This window comes from Thalassotalea castellviae (assembly GCF_031846185.1).
Taxonomy (GTDB): domain Bacteria; phylum Pseudomonadota; class Gammaproteobacteria; order Enterobacterales; family Alteromonadaceae; genus Thalassotalea_H; species Thalassotalea_H castellviae.
The window spans coordinates 248,454-268,336 of sequence record NZ_JAVRIF010000005.1 but is presented as its reverse complement, the minus strand read 5'-3'; the positions used below and the strand labels follow the sequence as shown (position 1 = coordinate 268,336).

The 19,883-nt window shown below is 37.8% G+C and carries 20 protein-coding genes and 1 pseudogene; 18 read left to right on the top strand and 3 right to left on the bottom strand.

Annotated elements, in window-relative coordinates; all coding sequences use genetic code 11:
- The first annotated feature begins 106 nt into the window (after positions 1-106).
- The 9 genes from RM573_RS11350 (at position 107) to RM573_RS11310 (ending at position 5,286) form a co-directional block, all read left to right on the top strand.
- On the top strand, positions 107-1,993 hold the full coding sequence (locus tag RM573_RS11350) for a putative nucleotidyltransferase substrate binding domain-containing protein (RefSeq protein ID WP_311581746.1): 1,887 nt from the start codon (positions 107-109) through the stop codon (positions 1,991-1,993).
- 12 nt (positions 1,994-2,005) lie between these two features.
- Positions 2,006-2,704 carry an exonuclease domain-containing protein gene (locus RM573_RS11345; RefSeq protein ID WP_311581744.1) on the top strand — a complete coding sequence of 233 codons (699 nt, stop codon included), beginning with the start codon at positions 2,006-2,008 and terminating at the stop codon, positions 2,702-2,704.
- Between the two features lie 120 nt (positions 2,705-2,824).
- Positions 2,825-3,058 carry a hypothetical protein gene (locus RM573_RS11340; protein ID WP_311581742.1) on the top strand — a complete coding sequence of 78 codons (234 nt, stop codon included), beginning with the start codon at positions 2,825-2,827 and terminating at the stop codon, positions 3,056-3,058.
- A gap of 55 nt (positions 3,059-3,113) precedes the next feature.
- Complete coding sequence (locus tag RM573_RS11335) at positions 3,114-3,431, top strand: DUF3784 domain-containing protein (RefSeq protein ID WP_311581740.1); 318 nt, start codon at positions 3,114-3,116, stop codon at positions 3,429-3,431.
- Between the two features lie 77 nt (positions 3,432-3,508).
- Positions 3,509-3,676, top strand: a complete 168-nt coding sequence (locus RM573_RS11330; protein WP_311581876.1) for a YqaE/Pmp3 family membrane protein — start codon at positions 3,509-3,511, stop codon at positions 3,674-3,676.
- 73 nt (positions 3,677-3,749) lie between these two features.
- Complete coding sequence (locus tag RM573_RS11325) at positions 3,750-4,292, top strand: DinB family protein (RefSeq protein WP_311581738.1); 543 nt, start codon at positions 3,750-3,752, stop codon at positions 4,290-4,292.
- A 28-nt stretch (positions 4,293-4,320) separates the two neighbouring features.
- A complete protein-coding gene (locus RM573_RS11320; RefSeq protein WP_311581736.1) occupies positions 4,321-4,539 on the top strand; it encodes a DUF6500 family protein in 219 nt (72 codons plus the stop codon).
- Positions 4,540-4,599: 60 nt separating this feature from the next.
- On the top strand, positions 4,600-5,070 hold the full coding sequence (locus tag RM573_RS11315) for an OsmC family protein (protein WP_311581734.1): 471 nt from the start codon (positions 4,600-4,602) through the stop codon (positions 5,068-5,070).
- A 9-nt stretch (positions 5,071-5,079) separates the two neighbouring features.
- Positions 5,080-5,286, top strand: coding sequence for a DUF3565 domain-containing protein (locus RM573_RS11310; protein WP_311581732.1), 207 nt, complete (start codon positions 5,080-5,082; stop codon positions 5,284-5,286).
- 80 nt (positions 5,287-5,366) lie between these two features.
- On the opposite strand, the gene RM573_RS11305 is transcribed toward RM573_RS11310, so the two are convergent.
- Both RM573_RS11305 and RM573_RS11300 read right to left on the bottom strand, forming a co-directional pair.
- Entirely contained in the window at positions 5,367-7,571 is a 2,205-nt protein-coding gene (locus RM573_RS11305) for a M4 family metallopeptidase (protein ID WP_311581730.1), read from the bottom strand.
- A gap of 389 nt (positions 7,572-7,960) precedes the next feature.
- Positions 7,961-10,243, bottom strand: a complete 2,283-nt coding sequence (locus RM573_RS11300; RefSeq protein WP_311581728.1) for a S9 family peptidase — start codon at positions 10,241-10,243, stop codon at positions 7,961-7,963.
- Between the two features lie 300 nt (positions 10,244-10,543).
- Between RM573_RS11300 and RM573_RS11295 the strand changes: the two genes are divergently transcribed.
- From RM573_RS11295 to RM573_RS11280, 5 genes and pseudogenes are all read left to right on the top strand, one after another.
- A complete protein-coding gene (locus tag RM573_RS11295; RefSeq protein ID WP_311581726.1) occupies positions 10,544-11,602 on the top strand; it encodes a DcaP family trimeric outer membrane transporter in 1,059 nt (352 codons plus the stop codon).
- Positions 11,603-11,857: 255 nt separating this feature from the next.
- Positions 11,858-11,950, top strand: a pseudogene (locus tag RM573_RS17475) (hypothetical protein); the annotation flags it as partial.
- Positions 11,951-11,955: 5 nt separating this feature from the next.
- On the top strand, positions 11,956-13,389 hold the full coding sequence (locus tag RM573_RS11290; protein ID WP_311581724.1) for a methyl-accepting chemotaxis protein: 1,434 nt from the start codon (positions 11,956-11,958) through the stop codon (positions 13,387-13,389).
- A 158-nt stretch (positions 13,390-13,547) separates the two neighbouring features.
- Entirely contained in the window at positions 13,548-13,997 is a 450-nt protein-coding gene (locus RM573_RS11285; protein WP_349254884.1) for a helix-turn-helix domain-containing protein, read from the top strand.
- Between the two features lie 80 nt (positions 13,998-14,077).
- Positions 14,078-14,284: a zinc ribbon domain-containing protein gene (locus RM573_RS11280; RefSeq protein WP_311581722.1), complete on the top strand. Its 207-nt coding sequence runs from the start codon at positions 14,078-14,080 to the stop codon at positions 14,282-14,284.
- 57 nt (positions 14,285-14,341) lie between these two features.
- Here the strand turns inward: RM573_RS11280 and RM573_RS11275 are convergent, their stop codons facing one another.
- Complete coding sequence (locus tag RM573_RS11275; RefSeq protein ID WP_311581720.1) at positions 14,342-14,566, bottom strand: hypothetical protein; 225 nt, start codon at positions 14,564-14,566, stop codon at positions 14,342-14,344.
- A 162-nt stretch (positions 14,567-14,728) separates the two neighbouring features.
- Between RM573_RS11275 and ubiE the strand changes: the two genes are divergently transcribed.
- The 4 genes from ubiE to RM573_RS11255 all read left to right on the top strand — a co-directional run bounded on the left by ubiE (position 14,729) and on the right by RM573_RS11255 (position 19,809).
- Entirely contained in the window at positions 14,729-15,520 is a 792-nt protein-coding gene (ubiE, locus tag RM573_RS11270) for a bifunctional demethylmenaquinone methyltransferase/2-methoxy-6-polyprenyl-1,4-benzoquinol methylase UbiE (RefSeq protein ID WP_311581718.1), read from the top strand.
- A 32-nt stretch (positions 15,521-15,552) separates the two neighbouring features.
- Entirely contained in the window at positions 15,553-16,194 is a 642-nt protein-coding gene (locus tag RM573_RS11265) for a ubiquinone biosynthesis accessory factor UbiJ (protein WP_311581716.1), read from the top strand.
- A gap of 24 nt (positions 16,195-16,218) precedes the next feature.
- Positions 16,219-17,784, top strand: a complete 1,566-nt coding sequence (ubiB, locus tag RM573_RS11260; protein ID WP_311581714.1) for a ubiquinone biosynthesis regulatory protein kinase UbiB — start codon at positions 16,219-16,221, stop codon at positions 17,782-17,784.
- A gap of 117 nt (positions 17,785-17,901) precedes the next feature.
- Positions 17,902-19,809 (top strand): metallophosphoesterase family protein, encoded by a 1,908-nt coding sequence (locus tag RM573_RS11255; protein WP_311581712.1) that lies wholly within the window; start codon positions 17,902-17,904, stop codon positions 19,807-19,809.
- Positions 19,810-19,883: the final 74 nt, after the last annotated feature.

The following is a 19,883-nucleotide window of genomic DNA, read 5'->3' as shown; positions in this document are numbered from 1 at the left end:
TTAAACACTAACAAGGTTTTTCAAGCCGAGGTATTACACTTTAGTCTAGATCGCACAAATAAAGTTAGCCTTTCGCGAATAAATGCACTACAAACATAGAATAGCCATGACTGAAAAGATAATTATGGACACTGAGTTAGCTGAAATTTCTGCTTTTGTGCAAACGATTCCTCCGTTTGAACAACTGCCTCCCGCATTGTTGAGTAAAGTCGTCAATACGATAAGTATTTGTTATTTGCATCAAGGCGAACCTTTACCTCCTTCGCATTGTGCCGTTCATCCATTGTTTATCATACGAAAAGGTGCGCTAAATTATCGTGATCATTTGGATGAATTATTAGGGAAATACGGTGAGGGAGACTTATGCACTGTGTTTTGCCAACCCCCCGTTTCGTCAGAAATAACAGTGCATACAGAGGAAGACACACTTTTATATAGTATTGATTATCAAGAGCTTGAGCTTTTAGTTGCTGATTATCCAGCGGTACTTAACTTTTTTGTTCACAGTGCAGAGCAGCGATTAAATAAGAAAATGAGTCAAATCAATGAAGACGCAATTATCGCTTCGTCTTTATTAAATACGAGTATAAGTCAGTTTTATCACAGTCCAGTTGAGACCATAGATCAACATTGTTCTATTCAAGAAGCTGCGATTAAAATGACTGAACGTAAATTTTCTTGCCTAGTTATCGTCAAAGATATTCTTCAAGGTGACAAGCGAGAGCTGCAGCCTATTGGTATTGTCACAGACAAAGATTTACGACAACGTTGTATAGCCAAAGGCCTTGATTTTACTCAAGCGGTCAGTAGCATTATGACGAAGAATATGTTGACGATAAATCATGACGCTAGTGCTTATGACGCTTTAATGTTGATGACGGCAAAGCGCATTCATCATTTGCCTGTGATGAAAAAGAATCAACTTCATGCCATGGTGACTATCACAGATTTAATGAATAACGAGAGTCAAAATGCGGTCAATTTAACCCATATCATTCGTAAAGCTAAAAATATTGATGAACTTGTGGAAACCAGCTTATTGTTGCCAAAGTTACAAATTCGTATGGCTAAATTAGGCACTACGGCAGATCATGTTGGAAAGAGTATCAGTGCAATTACCATGGCTTTTACAATTCGGTTAATTGAATTGGCTGAGCAACAACTTGGCCAAGCACCCGTACCGTATGCATGGTTAGCAGCAGGATCACAAGCAAGACAAGAACAATTTGCCCACTCAGATCAAGATAACGCCTTAATAATTGCTGATAACATGAAACCAGAAGATGACCAATGGTTTGCAAAGTTAGCGACATTTGTTTGTGATGGGCTCGCGCAATGTGGTTTTATTTATTGTCCAGGTGACATTATGGCGACAAACCCAAAATGGCGACAACCGCAAAAAAAATGGCATAAATACTTTAATCAATGGGTTGAGACTCCTAGCCCAAAAGCCTTACTAAACAGTAGTGTTTTTTTTGATTTAACCACAGTTCATGGTGAAATTTCTTTGCTTGAACAAGTGCGTGAACGCTTACTAAAGAAGACCAAAGGAAATACGTTATTTTTAGCACACCTTGCTAAAAATGCTTTAATGAATCGACCCCCTCTGGGATTTTTTCGCGATTTTGTGTTGATCAACAATGGCGAAAATAAAAACGTACTCGATTTAAAACATAATGGGATTGCACCTATTGTGGATCTGGCCAGAATTTATGCCTTAAGTGAAGGGATCTCCGCAACCAATACTATAGAACGATTAAAGCAAGTAGCAGGTTCGCCATCGTTAACCAAAGCGTCAGCAGCGAATTTAATTGATGCTTATGAATTTTTAGGTTTGTTACGTATGGAGCATCAAGCAAAAAAACTGCAACTGAATGAGCAACCAGACAATTATCTCGTACCAAAACACATTTCAAAGCTTGAACGTGAGCATTTAAAAGACGCTTTTAAAGTGATTAAAACCTTGCAAGACAGTCGTCAGTCGGCTTATTAATACAGAGTTACTATGTTAAGACATCACTTGCTATTCAAATGGCTCATCGGTTATGAAATTGAACGTAAACGAAACCTTTTACTTGCTCCAGAGGGGCCGTTGAAAGATTTTCTTTCGGTACCTTTTCCTGATGTAAACAGTGCTTTTCAAGCGGTAAATATTTTAGCAGTAGACTTTGAAACAACTGGCTTAGATGCTGTACAAGATAAGTTACTGAGTGTTGGTTTTGTTGATATGTCGCAACAACAAATCAAACTCAATACTTGTTATCATCAAATCATAAATACTAAGCAAAAACTCAAAGCGGATAATGTTGTGATCCATCAAATTACGGATCAGCAACAGCAACAAGGACAACCTTTAGAAGTGGTTGTGGAAGCCTTGTTAAAGGCGTTAGCAGGGAAAGTGATGCTAGTTCACTATGCACGAATAGAACGCGAGTTTCTTCAGCAGGCGTGTCTTGAATTGTATGGTCTGGCGCCATCTTTTCCGATCATCGATACCTTGGCTATCGCCAAACGTAGGTTAGATAAAAAAGATGTTGCCTATGATCCATCTGAGCTGAGATTAGGCGCCTTAAGAAAGCGACATCACCTCCCACAATATTTTGCGCATAATGCCTTAAATGACGCGATAGCCACTGCGGAGTTATTGCTCGCACAAACCTGCAATTATTCAAATAAAACACGGTTAAAGGAGTTTTTATTGTAAGTATGTAATTACACAGTAAAGGTCTAAAATACAATAAGTTGGCTTAAATATACTTGTGCAAGCTGACGGGGTTTACGTTATTATTTCTTATAATTTTGCAGTAGTAAATATGGAAGAATGATGGGTATTGGTATAAAAAGTTTAGCAAAACGAGAACAAGTTTTTATGCGTAAGGTCATTTGGGGCGGTACTATTGTGTTATCGCTCTTGTTTACTATAGGTGTGATATTGATGACCTTGATGGCGCCTAATGAAAACCTTTCTGAAGTTATCTTTGAAATATTCACCATGGTTGCTTTGCCTGTTTGTTTTTCGTGTTATTTAATAAAAGGCTATCTTAAAAAATTGACTTAACGTTAAGGGATAACAACTTTAAAAAAACCTAATATTTGGTTAACTAGGAGCGTTTATGGATGAATTTACTTTGAGCGGATTACTTGTTTTATTTTCTGCTGTTTTACCTTGTTTGGTATTGGGATACCTTATTGCCTTTCAGGGACGCCGAGGTTTAATTGCTGGTTGGCAGGAGGATAAAATTTCAGATCCAGAAAAAGCGGGTAGAATTATTGGCATCAGCTTAATGATAATGTCAGTGATATTAGCCATTATTACCTTGTTGTGGTTTTTACATTTCTTTACTGAAGATGAGCTTATTTATTATCTTCTACCAACTACTTTGCTCCCGTTGATAGCTTCACTTTACGTGCATATAAAGTTGAAAATTTGAAGACGTTTACATTGTTCATCCATGGCTATTTGTTGTAAGTTAGAATAAATAACACGAATGAACTTACTTTTAAGGAAATCATTATGAATAAATTACTCCATATCATTATTGCTTTATTGTTACCGCCAGTGGCTGTGTTTTTAAAAAGCGGTGTTGGAAAAGACCTATTAATCAATATTATTTTGTGTATTTTCTTTTATATTCCAGGGATTTTACACGCACTTTGGCTGATTACAAAAGAGTAAGGTAACAGCACTTTTTCAATGAAAATGGTCGAAAAATTTCGTTGTTTTATCATTTGCCTAAAGAGATAAATTCTTGAGCTTAGCGAATAATTTTAAGATGATGTCGCTTTATAATCAGCGAATAAATCGGCAATTAATGCATTGCTGTTTGCCATTATCTGTTGAGATCCTTGAACAAGACAGCCATTCTTTTTTTACCAATATTATGAGTTATTGGCATCATCTGCTGTTTGGTGATTTAGTGTTATTAACACGTTTAGCGCAACATAATATTGGTCAACTTAGCTTGGCAGATTTTACCCGCTTTCCTGTCCCCATATCTCCTCAAGATATTTATTATCAAGAATTAACTCAGCTCAATACTTGTCGCCAAGCCCTTGATCAATTGATCATTTGTTTTTGTCAAAATTTGACAGAACACGCGTGTGAACAAGTGATTTCATATACAACTACCGAAGGCGTTCTGTTAACCAAGAAGGTTGCGGATATTGTACAGCATTTGTTTAACCATCAAACGCATCATCGTGGTCAGCTAACCTGTCTGTTAAGTCAAAATGGGGTAGATTATGCTTGTATGGATTTACCCGTTATTGTGCCTGAAGGAAGTCATTGTTAGCGATTGACTAAAATGCAAAGTAATTAAAATGAGAAATGAACTAAGAACTAAAATTATCGACGTTTGCGAAGAAAAAATAGCGAAAAAAGGCCCGAATGTTGGGTTGTCATTTTATGCTTTCTTTGCCAATAAAAATGACCGACCGGATCTATTAATGGAAGTCGCTACTTGGTGGATCCAAACTCATCAATTAGATCATTTTGTGAAAGCTAAAACAATTAAAACTATGATTGAAAAGGGAATGTAACAAAACTTACAAGCATTTTCCTGCAATAAAAAATAAGTGTTTATTAAACGAGGATAAGTAATGTCAGAATATTTTGCCAACATTTCGTGGACAAAGCAGCCAGACGAACAATATATAGACAATCAATATAGTCGAGGTCACGAATGGGCATTTGATGGCGGTGCTAAGGTAAAAGCTTCTTCTTCGCCCCACATTGTGCCAATACCTTATTCGGTCGCAGAACATGTTGACCCGGAAGAAGCTTTTATTGCTTCGTTATCAAGCTGCCATATGCTCTTTTTTCTATCTATCGCTGCAAAAAATAAGTTTGTTGTCGAATCATATCTAGATAATGCTGTTGGGCAGATGGAGAAAGATTCAGCAGGGAAAATTTCGATGACCAAAGTCACGCTAAAACCGTTAGTGCAATTCTCGGGTGATAAACAGCCAACGAAAGCACAACTAACCAAAATGCATCATCAATCGCATGAGCAATGCTTTATTGCTAACTCAGTGAAAACACAGGTGGTCACTGAAATTATCATGAAGTAATTGCATATTATGAAGCAAACTATTGTCGGATATCATTTAGATGAACAAGCTGATTGGGTGGCGGAATTAGCCTGTGATCACTTTCAACATGTCAGACATCAACCGCCTTTTATAAATCGCCCTTGGGTCGTTACAGAGCAGGGCCGAAATGCCATGTTAGGTCAGCAATTAGTGTGTAAAAAATGTGATGAAGGGGCGCCAAAAGACAAAGTTTAATCGAATTTTTTAATTTTACTGAACGACAAGAAAATGGTTCACTAGTTAACTAGTGAACCATAGGAAGTTATTCGAAGGTGTTATGGATTTGCCGATAACGACAAAGTGATGCCAGAAGCACTGCTATATCCATAAATATCTATGTACCAAGTGCCTGCCGATGGATTATTAAACGAACAAGTTTCATTATTTCCGTTTTTCCATGGGCGACAATCCCAGTTATTTGTAGTCGACTGTGAGCCAAAGTTGATATATAAGTCTGCATCACCTGTGCCTCCAGATATCGAAATATCCATATCTGCATAGCCCGCAGGCAACGTGTATGTATATCGTTTCCACGCAGATTGCCCGACAGACACGCCACTCACGCTTTCATAAATTGGATCAAGTCCACCCGTACTCGCTTGGTAACTTCCGGTTAAGCTAACACCACTGATTTGATTCCATGCTTGAACCATCACGTAATAAGTACCAGCTTGAACATTGGAGATATTACAACTTTCATTACTGGTCGCTGTGGTACTACTGCAATCAGACGAAGACAATGTAGGAGCACTGCCAAATTTGACATAAAGATCTGCGTCTCCTGAGCCACCTGATGTGGTAAATGTTAAGTTAGTTGCGCCAGCAGGTACATCAAGGGTGTAAAACATTTCAGCTTTTGCAGCACCAGAAATCCCCGTTTTTGCTACACCATTTTGTAATACTTCGGTTGTATTACCAGTTGAAGGACATGCACCTACACCGACGGCGCACCAAGCCGTTTCGACCGCTGTTTTTTCTCCTGTACCATATAGGTCAGCCGCAGCTTGCGCCGTTGCACTTCTTGCGCCCGCAAAGTTAGTACTTTGATTCATATACGTGGTTAAAGCGCGATAAAATATTTGTTCAGCTTTTAATAAGCCAATTCCATTGACAGTTGCGTTTGATTTATTACGTGGGTGTTGCCCGCCATCTGTTAACAAAGCGAAAGCTAAATTAGCAATTCCCGAGTTACCGTGAACCCCCCCTTGATCGTTGCTGTTACTTGGATTACTGACATAAGGAATACGTTCTGGCCACCAATCTTTAGAGTAGTTATCTTGAGTAGGGTTTTTCATATAACGCATAGCATCGCCACTGACGCCAGGAGTATAGCTTTCTTCAGCTAATAACCAATCAGCTTGTGTGGTGTTGTCACGATATGCTTTTGCAGCCACACCTAAAATATCTGACCACGCTTCATTTAATGCGCCTGAGGCATTGTTATAAATAAGATTCGCAGTATATTGTGTTACGCCATGCGTTAACTCATGACCAATGACGTCGAAACTTAACGTTAAGTCATCGAGTACTTGTCCATCACCATCGCCGTACATCATTTGACTGCCAGTCCAATAAGCATTGGCAACGTTATTACCTAAATGCACACTAGAAATCATAGTCATGTCATTGTTATTGATACCATTTCGATTGAAACGGCTTTTATAATAATCATACACTTTAGAGGCACCGTCATGGGCACGTTGTGCCGACGCGTCACCACAGTTTTGGTTGTTGGTACATAAAAGTTGACCTGGTGCAGCAGATTGACTTTGATTTTGTAAGGTATACGAGCGCCAATTTTTTGCCGAATGCACTTGGGCATGGCGTGTTAATAACGTGAATGAATTTGCATCAAAATATAAAATATCACGGCCAAAATCTTCACCGCCATTATCCCACGTGACTTCTACTTGCCAAGCAAGTTTGGTTTCTTCGCTTAAGGGTAAATATACATAAGCTTGCACTGGCGTAGTTGTTACTTCTCCCATTTCTTGAGCAAGTTCAATGACACGTTCGGTGGCGCTTGTCGCACTAAGCACAGCATTCTTTTTAGTCTTTAATGGTTCAGCATGCGCGATAACGCCAGAAATTGCATAAATTTCGCTTTTACCGGTATTTTGCTGTAAGCCTTTAAGTATTCTATTTGACTTAGCATGAATGGTGACATTGGTACCAAAGACTTCAATACCATTAATTTTTTGTGTTAATTGAGTATGGTTTTGACCTAATTCATCTTGCCATTTTCTTTTGATAATAAATGAATTATTACTCGCTAATGGCGTTTTAGCATAATTTGACAAGACATTATGCATTTCTTTCATGTTAAATGTTGCGTCAATTGTCCCTAGCTTTCCTGAGGAAAACATCGCTTGTCCGTTATTGGTTTTTGCTTGAATACCGTCTGAATTAGCCGCCATCATTGTCGGAGAAAGTGAAACCGACATCGCAACTAACAGATAATTGAAGTGTTTAATTTTCATAAATATCTCTTATTTTTAGTTAATTATTATTGTGTACTCATCTATTACGAGTCTTATAACCATAATTAAAATCATTTATTTAACAAATTTTAAACAAAAATTTAACAAAAAATAAACAGGGCGGTTTGCAACATATCTTTACACTTATTTTTAAGTTGTTGTATTAAAAGGTTAATATATTTTTACTTATGTCCAAATTCGCAATTAGATCAAATCGCTTAATTTTAAGAAATTTGTTAACGAATAAAATTAACCTAACTGCAAGTAAGGTGGTTAATACACTAATGTGGAAAGAGAAAGAGAAAGAGAAAGAGAAAGAGAAAGAGAAAGAGAAAGAGAAAGAGAAAATTAAAGGGCTTGGTAGCCCTTTAATAATAAAATATGCGGTTTTACTTTAAGGTTTCAAAAGTAAATTCTTTTGGTGGCTGAGCTCCCATTAAGTGCTCAACAAAATAATCCCAACGTTTACGCATCATAAAGGGTTCACGAGCAAAACCATGGCCGCGATTAGGTAGCATAATCATGTCGAAATCTTTATTTGCTTCAATTAACGCATTGACAACTTCTAAAGTATTATTGGGGTGGACATTGGTGTCGGTTGTGCCATGGGCAATAAGCAATTTACCTTTCAAATTCTTCGCGATTAATTGATTCGCTTGGCTGTCATAATTACTTTCACCCCTTTCGTTTTCAGTGACTAAACCATGAAATTTTTCACCCCATTCATCGGCATAATTTCGATTGTCGTGATTACCTGCTTGTGACACCGCTACACGATAAAAATCAGGGTAAAGTAATAAGGCTCGGGTAGAGGCAAAACCTCCGCCAGAATGCCCCCAAATACCGACATTTGAATCGTCTATCCAGGTGTACTGTTGTGCTAATTGTTTTATCGCGGCAACTTGATCAGGAATGCCACTGTCGCCCATATTACCGTAATAAAATTCATGGAAACTTTTCGATCGTCCCGGTGTTCCTAAGGCATCAATTTCTATCACAATAAAACCTAATTCGGCAATGGCTTGGTTGTCTCCTCTCGCTTCTCTGAAATGACGGCCGCGGATACTGCCTACCTGAGGCCCAGGATATAAATAATTGACGACAGGATAAGATTTATTTGCGTCGAAGTTTGATGGTTTATACATTAAACCGTGTAGATCATGCAGACCATTTCGGTCTTTAACTATAAAGGGGGTGGGCGCTTGCCAGCCGGTTTGTAATAGTTTGGCAATATCCATAGTTTCAATCGCAAAACTTTGACCATTTTCAGTGCTGCGTATATAACTCTGCTCTGCTTGGTTGTACGTTGAAACACGATCGAGAAAATATTGTCCATTGTCGGCTAATGTAATTCTGTGATGTTGCTTTTTAGGCGTTAATAACTGCAAGTTAGAACCATCTTTGTTTACACTATAAAGGTAATGAAAATATGGGTCGCCACCTTCTTTACCTGCGCCGGTGAAAATTAACTTACCAGTATCTTGGTTAACATGTAACAGAGAAATTACCGTCCAGTCTCCGCGAGTGATTTGTTTTTTTATGTTGCCTGACTCAAGATCAATTAAATATAAATGTCCCCAATCAGAGCGTTGTGAAAACCAGATAACTTCATTACTTTTTTCGAGATATTTCCAGCTAATCCCTTGTACGCCAGACTCAAAGAAACTGTCTTCTGTTTCGGTAAAGATTGTTTTTACTTTGCCTGTATTCGCGTTGGCGATACGTAATGTCGCCTGTTTATGATCACGAGAAGAAGAAACAAAAGCAAAACTATTACTGTCTTCAGCCCAATCGATATCTAATAAACTGCCGTCTCGCCCAGCAACATGATCAGTAATGGTAGAGCGATGATCATCAGGTGCCATATCAAGCGGCGTTAATTTGGCATTTTCAACATCAATCACCACGCGATGAATCTTAAAAATGTGCTCATCACCAGGTAAAGGGTATTTCCAAACATCTATTTTTGGATGGCCAACTGCGCTTGATACTATGGCCATTTCACCGACATTTCTACTGTCATGTTTAAAGGTAGTAAGTTTTTTAGAGTCGGGAGACCATTTCACTACAGGCGTTGAGCGCCTTACCCAGCCCGCGTTATTTGTTGAATAGCCAAAATTTTCAATGCCATCAGTGGTCAGTTGAGTTGTTTTATTGGTGGCTATATCGCGCAACCATAAATTATGATCTTGAATATAAACTGCGTGTTTACCATTTGGCGCTAACAGTTCATTTGATGTTTTGGCCAATTTATCTATTTGACATAAATATTGTGTTATATCACAACGATAACTCTGCTTTTTTATTGATAACGTTATGACGTTTTGTTCAGAAGAATGAATGGTAGTAAAAGGTAAATTATGTTGATTGATGTCACTTTCTGTAATACGGGCAAGCGCTTCAGCTAATTTTTGGTGGTCAAAAGCGAATGATTTTTTTTTGCTCTTTGCATCAATGCGATAAAATCTATTGCCCTCAGAGGTATGGCTGCGGTAATAAAGCGCATTCTCACTCGACCAATGTGGGTATTCAACCGTCCCTGTTACTAATTTTTTTGTGGTCGCAGAAAGTTGTTTTTCAGCTTGCTGGTAATCCTCTTTCGTTAACTGTTTTGCTTGGACTAACCCTGTAGTGAACAATGTTAAGGCAGTGATAGAGAGTAGTTTTTTCATGAAAACAACCTTTTTATTATAGTTTAATCGCACATAAATTGGCTGGTAGAGCCTAGCATAATCCTGAGAGTTTGTTGGCTCATCATACGATAGTCCACCATGATTTTAAGATGAAATGCTAATTTGTATAAGACTAAAGTCTACCTAAAATAACCGTAAATGTAGACTTAGGTCTAATTCCTAAACTTCATCTAACTCTCTACCGTATTAACAATAAAAATTATAAGCACTCAATAAATATGGCCAGAGGATTGTTTTGTTTTCTTTCTAAGGCTGACAAAAAACTATGGGGAAAGTGAAATGTTAAACGGAAAAAAAAGCCTATTGGCGACTAGTTTATTGTTTTTAGCATGTTCTGCTAATGCCGGTTATTCCATTCAAGTCAATGATACAGATACCATTACTTTTGGCGGTTATATTCAAGGGGATATTCGCTATATCGATGGTAATGCCGCATCAACATTAACCAATGATGACTTTTGGATCGGTCATGTGGTTAAAGATGAAATTTCTAACACGCGATTTCATGCTGATTCTACCCGCTTTAATACTAAGTACGTCAGTGGAGATATTACCGGTTTTATTGAATTTGATTTATTTGGTGGTGGCGGTAATGAAAAGCTGACTAACTCACGCCACCCTCGTTTAAGACATGCGTTTATCAAGTATAAAAATTGGACGGTAGGTCAAACCTGGTCAACATTTGTCAATACAAGTGCCATTGCTGAAGCGGCAGATTTTGGCGGCCCATTAGTGGCATCGGCTTTTATTCGCCAAGACTTAGTGCGTTATACCAATGGTGGCTTCCAAGTGTCTATTGAAAATCCTGAATCATATGGTGGCTATGTGGGCTCTGGGGGATATGGTTCAAAAGATTCCATGCCAGATGTGATTGGTAAATATACCTTTAAAGGAGACTGGGGTAATGTTTCCGTAGCCGCAGTTGCTAAACAACTTGAAACTGCATTGGGAGAGTCTGAGTCAGCGTTAGGTTATGGTATCGCGGGCAGAATAAATACTTTTGGCAAAGATGATTTTCGTTTTCAACTTCATGGTGGCAATACTGGACGTTATGTTGGTGCAGCAGCTGCCACGGACTTAGTGGGTGAAGAAGTTGAAGAAACAACATCAATTTTAGTGTCTTATCGTCATTTTTGGACGGAAGATCTTCGTTCGAATTTCTTCTATGGTAATACACAAACCGAAGAGTCAGACAGAGATCGTACACATTGGGGCGTTAATGTTTTTAAAGCCATCACTCCAAAACTTTCTTATGGGGTTGAAGTGGGTAACTTTGACGCAGAGGATCTTGAAGCTGACTCAAATTATGCACAGTTATCCGTGAAATATGTTTTATAACTCAATGTTCATGATCAACCTTGCGTTAGTTAACCTCTAAATCTTGAGGTTACTTTGGGGAAGCATTTTTGCTTCCCCTTTTTTATAGCAAACAGAAGATAACTTATTAATTATCAATATCTCAGAGAAAAATATATACAAATTTTATTGGCTATATTTATTGAGTTGATCCAATATTAAAAGACCGAAAAATTTTTGTCGTTGTTAAAAAGGACAATCTAGTTTAGCTAGACTGGTAAGGATTAATACTTAAAGATGAACATGACTAATAATGAAGTGACGTTTCCATCAACCGAGCAGCTTGTTTCCATCACAGATCTTCAAGGGGTAATACAATATGCTAATGAGGACTTTTGTCGAGTAGCAGGTTACAGTGCAAAAAGCTTATCGGGCAACATCATAATATTGTTCGCCACCCAAATATGCCTAAAGCGGCATTTGCTGATTTATGGCAGAAATTAAAACGGGGTGATTCATGGCGAGGCATGGTGAAAAACCGCTGTAAAAATGGTGATTATTATTGGGTTGATGCTTATGTAACCCCTTTGTACGAAAATGACAAAATTGTTGGTTACCAATCGGTTCGCACTTTACCCAGTAAAAAAGATAAAGATGTCGCGCAAACATTATACGATGCGTTGAATCAAGATAAAAATACCGTTGAATTTTCAACCAATATTAACGTTAAAAGAGCTTTAGCCACCTTAATTTGTGTTATGTCATGTGGTTATTTGGCTTATGCTTTTTCTTTGGTGGCCGCCTTTATCTTATTCATGACTTTACTGGCAGTTGTCGTGATTTTTAATGATGAATTCATTTTATTGCCGGCGAAAATTTCTGAGACAAAAGCAAGCTATGATAGTCCATCCCGGCTAATTTTCTCTGGTAAAGGAATTTTTAGTCTATTGAATTATCCCAACCTTTTACAGCAAGCGAAAGTTCGCACCATTTTAGGTCGAGGCAACGACACAGGGAAAAGTTTACTTGATTTAGCTGAACAGTTGAAAGATACCTCAAGCAAAACCCTAGAAGGGTTATTTGAAGAGAATTCACAGCTAAATCAATTGGCAACTGCTATTAATGAAATGACAACAACCATTGATGAAGTCAGTAAAAATACTGCTGGCGCCCATGATAAAGTCGTTATTATTCAAGATGAAAGTTCGAAAACCATTACAACCATTGAAACCAGTCAACGTAAAATCATCCATTTAGCAGGTGAAGTCGAAAAAGCAGCAACGTCGGCAAATAGCCTAGTTGAAGATGCGGATAAAATTTCAACCATTATGTCGGAGATTGAAGGGATTGCCGATCAAACAAATTTACTTGCCCTTAATGCGGCAATTGAGGCGGCGAGAGCTGGAGAACAAGGAAGAGGGTTTGCGGTAGTTGCCGATGAAGTGAGAACATTAGCGAGTAGAACGCAATCGGCAACTGAGCAAATCAGGGGCTCTGTGGTTGAATTGCAAAACACCTTGCAGCAATGGAGTCAAGTTATGCTGGCAAGTCGTGATGATGCAGAACAATGTGTTGATGATTCTAAATTATCGAAAGAAAGCATGGTAAATATTAAAGCCATGTTAGACGGTATTACCGATGTTACCGCTCAAATAGCGACTGCTTCTGAAGAACAAAGCGCTGTTGCTAACGAAATTAATCAAAGTGTCCATCATATTGATAGTATTTCAAAAGAAAATGTCAACAATGCCGAGCAAGTGAATGAAAATGGTCAAAATGTCACTGATAAAGCGCAAGAGATAGAAAAGTTGAGTTCGACATTTCGATAACATTGCCGGTTAAAACGTATAGGGTTTTTGTTTCATCATAAATGAAATCAGTAAAATTTTTCACTGTGACTAGAATGTCGCTATAGTGTCGGGTAACTGTCGTAACAGACACAGACAGTAAAACGTATCTTGATCATTTTAAGCGAAGAGATAATTTTATGATTCTAAAAGAGCTACGCATTAGTCGTCATCTTTCCCAAGAGCAATTAGCACAGATGTCGGGATTAAATGTTCGCACCATTCAACGAATTGAGAGTGGAAAAAATGCCAGTTTAGAATCGTTAAAGTGTCTTGCCGCTGCCTTAGATGTTGATATATCGACATTAAATCAGGAGAAATTTACGGTGAATAAACAATCAGATAATTGGAAAACCTTACCTATATTATTAAAATGTTGGTTTATTTTTAATTTTTTAGAAAGACGGCCAAGTAGAGCGACCGCCAAAAGAATTGAAGTAATAGGTCATTGTTTTGGCTTCTTATTTTGCTGCCTTGGCTTAATTAATGAAGCAGCGCTTACCGGAGGATTAATGCTGCTATTTATTGCCTACCTTTATCACTTTTTAAAACGTCAAGGAGATAAATACGGTATTTGGTATGATAATTAAGTGATTAACCGCGAGTATGATTTGAGCAAAGCATTTCACGGCGATGCTTAAGTATCGTACACGCTTATTAAGGAGATACTATGTCTAATCGTTGGAAATGCCCAAAATGTGATTGCCAAGAATATGAGACCGATACTATTGCAACCACGGGCAGCGGCTGGTCAAAAATTTTTGATATGCAAAATCGAAAGTTCACTGCCGTAATATGTGCAAACTGTACTTATACCGAGTTTTATCGAGGGAAAACAAGTACTTTAGGGAATGTGTTCGACTTATTTACTCATTAAAGATTTTTGGTGAATAGATCTTCTTGTTTGTGAAGAATGCCAGACAAAGTTTCAATCTTATTGCTCGTCAACTTCACCTTTGATGACTTGCTGGCGTTCTTGCTGATAAACTTCATAACTTTTATGATTAATGTCTTGCAAACACTGTGCTCTTTCATGGCCAACATATTGATTACAATGTGTTTCTTGTTGTTTTTTACCAGCGTTATATAATTCTTTTGCTGAACAACCGCTCAATAGATGTCCCCCAATAGCGGCAAGAAGTAGCGTTTTAATGGACATAAAATTTCCTGATAAGGTGATATTGATAGACATTAGAAGTGAGCAATATTGAAAAGTTCATTACCAATTTACTTGCCACGCAAGTTTACTTGATCTGAAGTGTTAAATATTACAGGAAAATACGGTAGACTATTGCTAATTTTTTAGCTTAGTGAAAACCTTATGTCATCTTCAGAACAACCCACAGTCAGCCAACAAGATCCCATTGATTCTGAAAACACAACACATTTTGGCTACCAAACCGTTGAGAAAAACGAAAAAGAGTCAAAAGTGGCCAGTGTTTTTCATTCTGTCGCGCAACAATATGATGTGATGAACGATTTAATGTCGTTTGGTATTCACCGCTTATGGAAACGATTTACCATTGACGCTAGTGGCGTAAGACCTGGTAATAAGGTCTTAGATTTGGCCGGTGGAACGGGTGATTTAACGGCTAAATTTTCAAAATTGGTTGGCCGTGAAGGTAAAGTTATTTTAGCTGATATTAATAGTTCAATGCTAAATGTTGGCCGCGATAAATTGCGTGATAAAGGCTTAGTACAAAATATAGAATATGTACAAGCGAACGCACAATATTTACCGTTTGAAGATAATACTTTTGATATTATTACCATTGCTTTTGGTTTACGAAATGTTACCGATAAAGAAATGGCACTGCGTTCAATGTACCGAGTATTAAAGCCAGGCGGTCGTTTACTTGTGTTAGAGTTTTCTAAGCCAGAGCATGAAATTATTAATAAAATTTATGATTTTTATTCCTTTAATATTTTGCCAAAAATGGGTGATTTAGTCGCTAAAGATGGCGACAGCTATCAATATTTAGCTGAGTCTATTCGTATGCATCCTGATCAAGAAACCTTAAAAGGCATGATGAATGATGCAGGTTTTGAGCAAACCTCTTATAAAAATTTAACCGACGGTGTGGTTGCTTTACATAAAGGCTATAAGTTTTAGCTTTTACCAGTTAATAAAACTGAGTCAAAAATATGAGCCAAATTATGCATCAACAAGCCCTTTGTTCAGTAATAGAAAAAATACTCAATAAAGCTTTGTCTCTAAATATCCATGGCTTACAAGTATTAACTCCGTTAGAGCAAAAAACCTTAACACTTGAATTAACTGAACTTGCTTTTCCGATCAGTTTCTCGATTCACCAGCAAACGATATTAGTAACAAGGTTAACAGAGCGAAGTGATTGTCAGCTAAAAACGAGTATTGCAAGTTTGGTTGAATTACAAAAAGAACAGCAACTCACTGAATTAATTAAACAAGGTAAACTCGATATCTTAGGTGATATTAAAGTAGCACAACAGTTTGCGAGTGTTTTTGAACACTTAACCATAGATTGGCAATCTGAACTTGCTCACCATATTGGTGATATCCCTACTTATAAGCTGTCACAATTTTCATTATGGTTAACGGATAAATTAAAGTTTGCTAGCCAGCAAATACAAGCTGATGCAAGTGAATGGCTTGTACATGAAAAGCGTTTAGTTGTTACCGAAAGTCAATTGACTGCATTTAACCAACAAGTAAATGAAATTACTAGTGAAGTTGCTAATATAGAGCAAAGGTTAGCAAAGTTAGCTGCAAAGGTATTCAGCATTTCCAAACAGGAAAATGATTAATGTATTGTCTAATTAGGAATTGTTGTGAGTAGTTTTCGTTTATATCGCATCGTTAAAACGTTTTTAAACTTTGGTTTAGATGAATTATTACCGAAAAAGTCTATTCCTTGGTACATCAAATGTGCCCGATTTAGTGTCTTTTGGATCAGAAATAAACACAAAGATAAAGCCTTAGCTCTACGCTTTAGATTAGCAATTGAATCACTTGGCCCAGTGTTTATTAAATTTGGTCAAATGTTATCAACACGACGCGATTTATTACCTGACGATTTTTCAAATGAATTAGCATTACTTCAAGATCAAGTGACAGCATTTGATGGCGAAATTGCGCAACAATTAATTATTGATGCCATAGGAAAAGAGGAGTTTTTACAATCTTTTGAAGACTTTGACTTAACCCCTTTAGCATCTGCATCCATTGCACAAGTTCATACCGCGACATTAAAACAAACTGATCAAGCAAAGAAAGTCGTGATTAAAGTATTGCGTCCTAAGATTGACAAAGTGATTCATGCTGATATTAAAGTAATGGCGATGTTTGCCGGTATTTTTTCAAGATGGTTACCCGACGGCAAACGATTACGACCTAAAGAAGTGGTTGCTGAATATAAAAAGACGATTTTAGATGAACTCGATCTAAATCGAGAAGCCGCTAATGCCATTCAATTAAAGCGTAACTTCAGTCAAGGTCGAGAAAATGATCATGTGCTTTATGTGCCTGATATTTATAGTGAGTTCAGTAGCAAAAATGTCCTTGTTATGGAACGTATCTATGGTATTGGTGTCGCCGATATTGAACAGCTCCACCAGCTAAATGTTGATATGAAATTATTAGCAGAGCGCGGTGTCGAAGTGTTTTTCACCCAAGTATTTCGTGATAGTTTTTTTCATGCAGATATGCATCCTGGTAATGTATTTGTTGATGCTACCAAACCTGCCGATCCTACTTGGATTGCCATCGATTGCGGTATTGTTGGTACGTTAAATCGTGATGATAAACGCTATTTAGCTGAAAATTTTGTCGCCTTTTTTAATCGAGATTATCGCAAGGTTGCTCAATTGCACGTGGACTCAGGTTGGGTGCCAGCTGGGACAAGTGTCGATGAATTTGAATTTGCTATTCGTACGGTTTGCGAACCTATTTTTAATAAGCCTTTGGCTGAAATTTCATTTGGTCAGGTATTGGTTAATTTATTCAATACCGCAAGACGTTTTAATATGGAAGTGCAGCCGCAGTTAGTGCTATTGCAAAAAACCTTGTTGTATATCGAAGGTCTTGGACGGCAACTTTACCCGCAATTAGATTTATGGCAAACCGCAAAGCCATTTCTCGAAAATTGGGTCAAAGAACAAATGGGCGTGAAAGCGGTTTTCAATAAAATCAGAGAAAATATCCCTTTCTGGAATGAAAAATTACCTGAGTTGCCTGATCTCGTTTATGACTATTTAAAAAATGGTAAAGAAAGTCAATTAGAGCAAGTGGCTTTGCTAAAACAAATGCAGCAACAGCAGCAGCAAGATAACCAAAAAGTGATTTATACTATTATAGCAAGTGCTTTGGTTATTAGTTTAGCAATAATGTTTAGCTGATTGGGGGAGCATTTTACTCCCCTATTTCACATAAACAGCTTGACGTTTCCCAATTATAAAACCTATTGATAATGTAAATTCCCTTGATATACACTAGCGACAACGTGTTAATCATAAGTGAAATTTATTATCAATAATTTGTCTACCTTACCAGCATTACTGTCAGGGCCTATTGTTAGGCATGTTGAAGCGAAGCAACTTACTTTTTGGCTCGCTACCAGTAAGCCTTTTCCGTTAAGTTTTAAATTATTTCATGATAATGATTCACTGTTTGACCGTGCACTAACGCCACAAGAGCAACAAGTGATCACCATTGGTAAGCACGCATTTATACACCTAATTTCTATTGATTTTGACCAAGCACTTCCTTATAAAAGCAAGCTTCATTATAACTTTGAATTTATTGATGACGGCGTGACTCAATCGATTAGTGAGCAACTGACTGAGTTTTTATATCAAGATGAAAAGTACCCAAGCTTTTTTATTACGCACGATATCAACACTATGCTGCATGGTTCTTGTCGAAAACCACATTTTGATAGTGCTGATGGTTTACAACGAGTTGATGATGTCATTGCTAGCAGTTTAAATGGTGATGATGAACGTCCTGCCATGTTAATGATGTCGGGTGATCAAATTTATGCGGATGATGTGGCTGGCCCAACATTAGTGGCAATTCACCAAGTAATTGAGCTACTGGGCTTGTATCACGAAAGCTGGGAAGGAGCGGTTGTCAATGAGAGTGAAGGATTATTTAACAGCGAACTTTGTTATTATCAACGCGACCAATTATTACCCTACACTAAAGCCAATAAAGCGGTTTATGAAAAATTTTTTGCAGCCAGTAAAAAGCCTATTTTTACTTCAGTTAACTCGAAAAATCATTTAGTCACTTTTTCTGAAAATATCGCCATGTATCTGTTGGTTTGGTCTCCTCAATTGTGGCAATTGATTGATTTTTCACTGGCGAAAATACCGGTTGAATATCAACAGCAATATCAACAAGAACAAATGATTATTGAAGGTTTTGTGGAAGGCTTATCGAAAGTAAGACGAGCATTAGCACATATTCCAAGTTATATGATTTTTGATGATCATGACATCACCGACGACTGGAACTTAACTCGCGGTTGGGAAGAAGCAGCATATGGACATCCATTTTCAAAACGTATCATTGGCAATAGTTTAATCAGTTATTGGTTGTGTCAAGGCTGGGGCAATGCGCCAAAGAAGTTCACTGAGTTAAATGAGCAATGCGATAATTTTTTTACCGACGAAGGCATTCAACAGCACGTAGATTTAATTGAAAAACTGTTTGATTGGCAACAGTGGCACTACAGTTTAGCAACATCACCAAAAGTGGTGGTGCTTGACACTCGAACACAACGTTGGCGTTCAGAAAGTCGTTCATCTAAGCCATCTGGTTTAATGGACTGGGAAGCGTTGTCAGAGTTACAGCAAGAGCTGATTAACGAACCAAAAGTTATTTTAGTGTCACCTGCACCCATTTATGGGGTGAAAATGATAGAAACGATCCAACGAATATTCACCTTCTTCGGTCAACCATTAATGGTGGATGCCGAAAACTGGATGGCACACGCCGGTACGGCTAATGTCATGCTGAATATTTTTCGTCATGTAAAAACACCGCCTGAGTTTATTATTCTCTCGGGTGATGTGCATTACTCTTTTGTTTACGATGTGACGCATCGCTTTCAACGCAGCAAGTCAAAAATAGTGCAAATTACCTGTAGCGGTATTAAAAATCAATTTCCTGCTAAGTTGCTGAATTGGTTGGATACATTAAATCGTTATTTGTATGCACCGTATTCACCGCTTAATTGGTTTACTAAGCGCAGACGAATGAAAATACGGGTAAGAAAACCAAATGATGCTGTCGACAATACACTTTATAACGGCAGTGGTATTGGATTGATCACCTTGACTGATGATGAGCATATTGTGCAAGCTAGTGTGCTAGGTGTTGATGATCATACGGTGGAGTTTCACACAAAAGACGAATAAGACTCGTCGGTGGCATTCTTTGCGGTAAAAGCGAATTTAGCCATCATGTTATCGTCTTTAGCCGATGAGATCGT

What these genes read in the sequence shown, in the direction of transcription:
- RM573_RS11350 (WP_311581746.1), top strand. Translation starts at nt 107, where the DNA reads ATGACTGAAAAGATAATTATGGACACTGAGTTAGCTGAAATTTCTGCT.
- RM573_RS11300 (WP_311581728.1), bottom strand. Translation starts at nt 10,243, where the DNA reads ATGAAAAAACTACTCTCTATCACTGCCTTAACATTGTTCACTACAGGG.
- ubiE (WP_311581718.1), top strand. Translation starts at nt 14,729, where the DNA reads ATGTCATCTTCAGAACAACCCACAGTCAGCCAACAAGATCCCATTGAT.
- RM573_RS11315 (WP_311581734.1), top strand. Translation starts at nt 4,600, where the DNA reads ATGTCAGAATATTTTGCCAACATTTCGTGGACAAAGCAGCCAGACGAA.
- RM573_RS11345 (WP_311581744.1), top strand. Translation starts at nt 2,006, where the DNA reads ATGTTAAGACATCACTTGCTATTCAAATGGCTCATCGGTTATGAAATT.
- RM573_RS11310 (WP_311581732.1), top strand. Translation starts at nt 5,080, where the DNA reads ATGAAGCAAACTATTGTCGGATATCATTTAGATGAACAAGCTGATTGG.
- RM573_RS11285 (WP_349254884.1), top strand. Translation starts at nt 13,548, where the DNA reads ATGATTCTAAAAGAGCTACGCATTAGTCGTCATCTTTCCCAAGAGCAA.
- RM573_RS11335 (WP_311581740.1), top strand. Translation starts at nt 3,114, where the DNA reads ATGGATGAATTTACTTTGAGCGGATTACTTGTTTTATTTTCTGCTGTT.
- RM573_RS11275 (WP_311581720.1), bottom strand. Translation starts at nt 14,566, where the DNA reads ATGTCCATTAAAACGCTACTTCTTGCCGCTATTGGGGGACATCTATTG.
- RM573_RS11340 (WP_311581742.1), top strand. Translation starts at nt 2,825, where the DNA reads ATGGGTATTGGTATAAAAAGTTTAGCAAAACGAGAACAAGTTTTTATG.
- RM573_RS11265 (WP_311581716.1), top strand. Translation starts at nt 15,553, where the DNA reads ATGAGCCAAATTATGCATCAACAAGCCCTTTGTTCAGTAATAGAAAAA.
- RM573_RS11305 (WP_311581730.1), bottom strand. Translation starts at nt 7,571, where the DNA reads ATGAAAATTAAACACTTCAATTATCTGTTAGTTGCGATGTCGGTTTCA.
- RM573_RS11320 (WP_311581736.1), top strand. Translation starts at nt 4,321, where the DNA reads ATGAGAAATGAACTAAGAACTAAAATTATCGACGTTTGCGAAGAAAAA.
- RM573_RS11295 (WP_311581726.1), top strand. Translation starts at nt 10,544, where the DNA reads ATGTTAAACGGAAAAAAAAGCCTATTGGCGACTAGTTTATTGTTTTTA.
- RM573_RS11280 (WP_311581722.1), top strand. Translation starts at nt 14,078, where the DNA reads ATGTCTAATCGTTGGAAATGCCCAAAATGTGATTGCCAAGAATATGAG.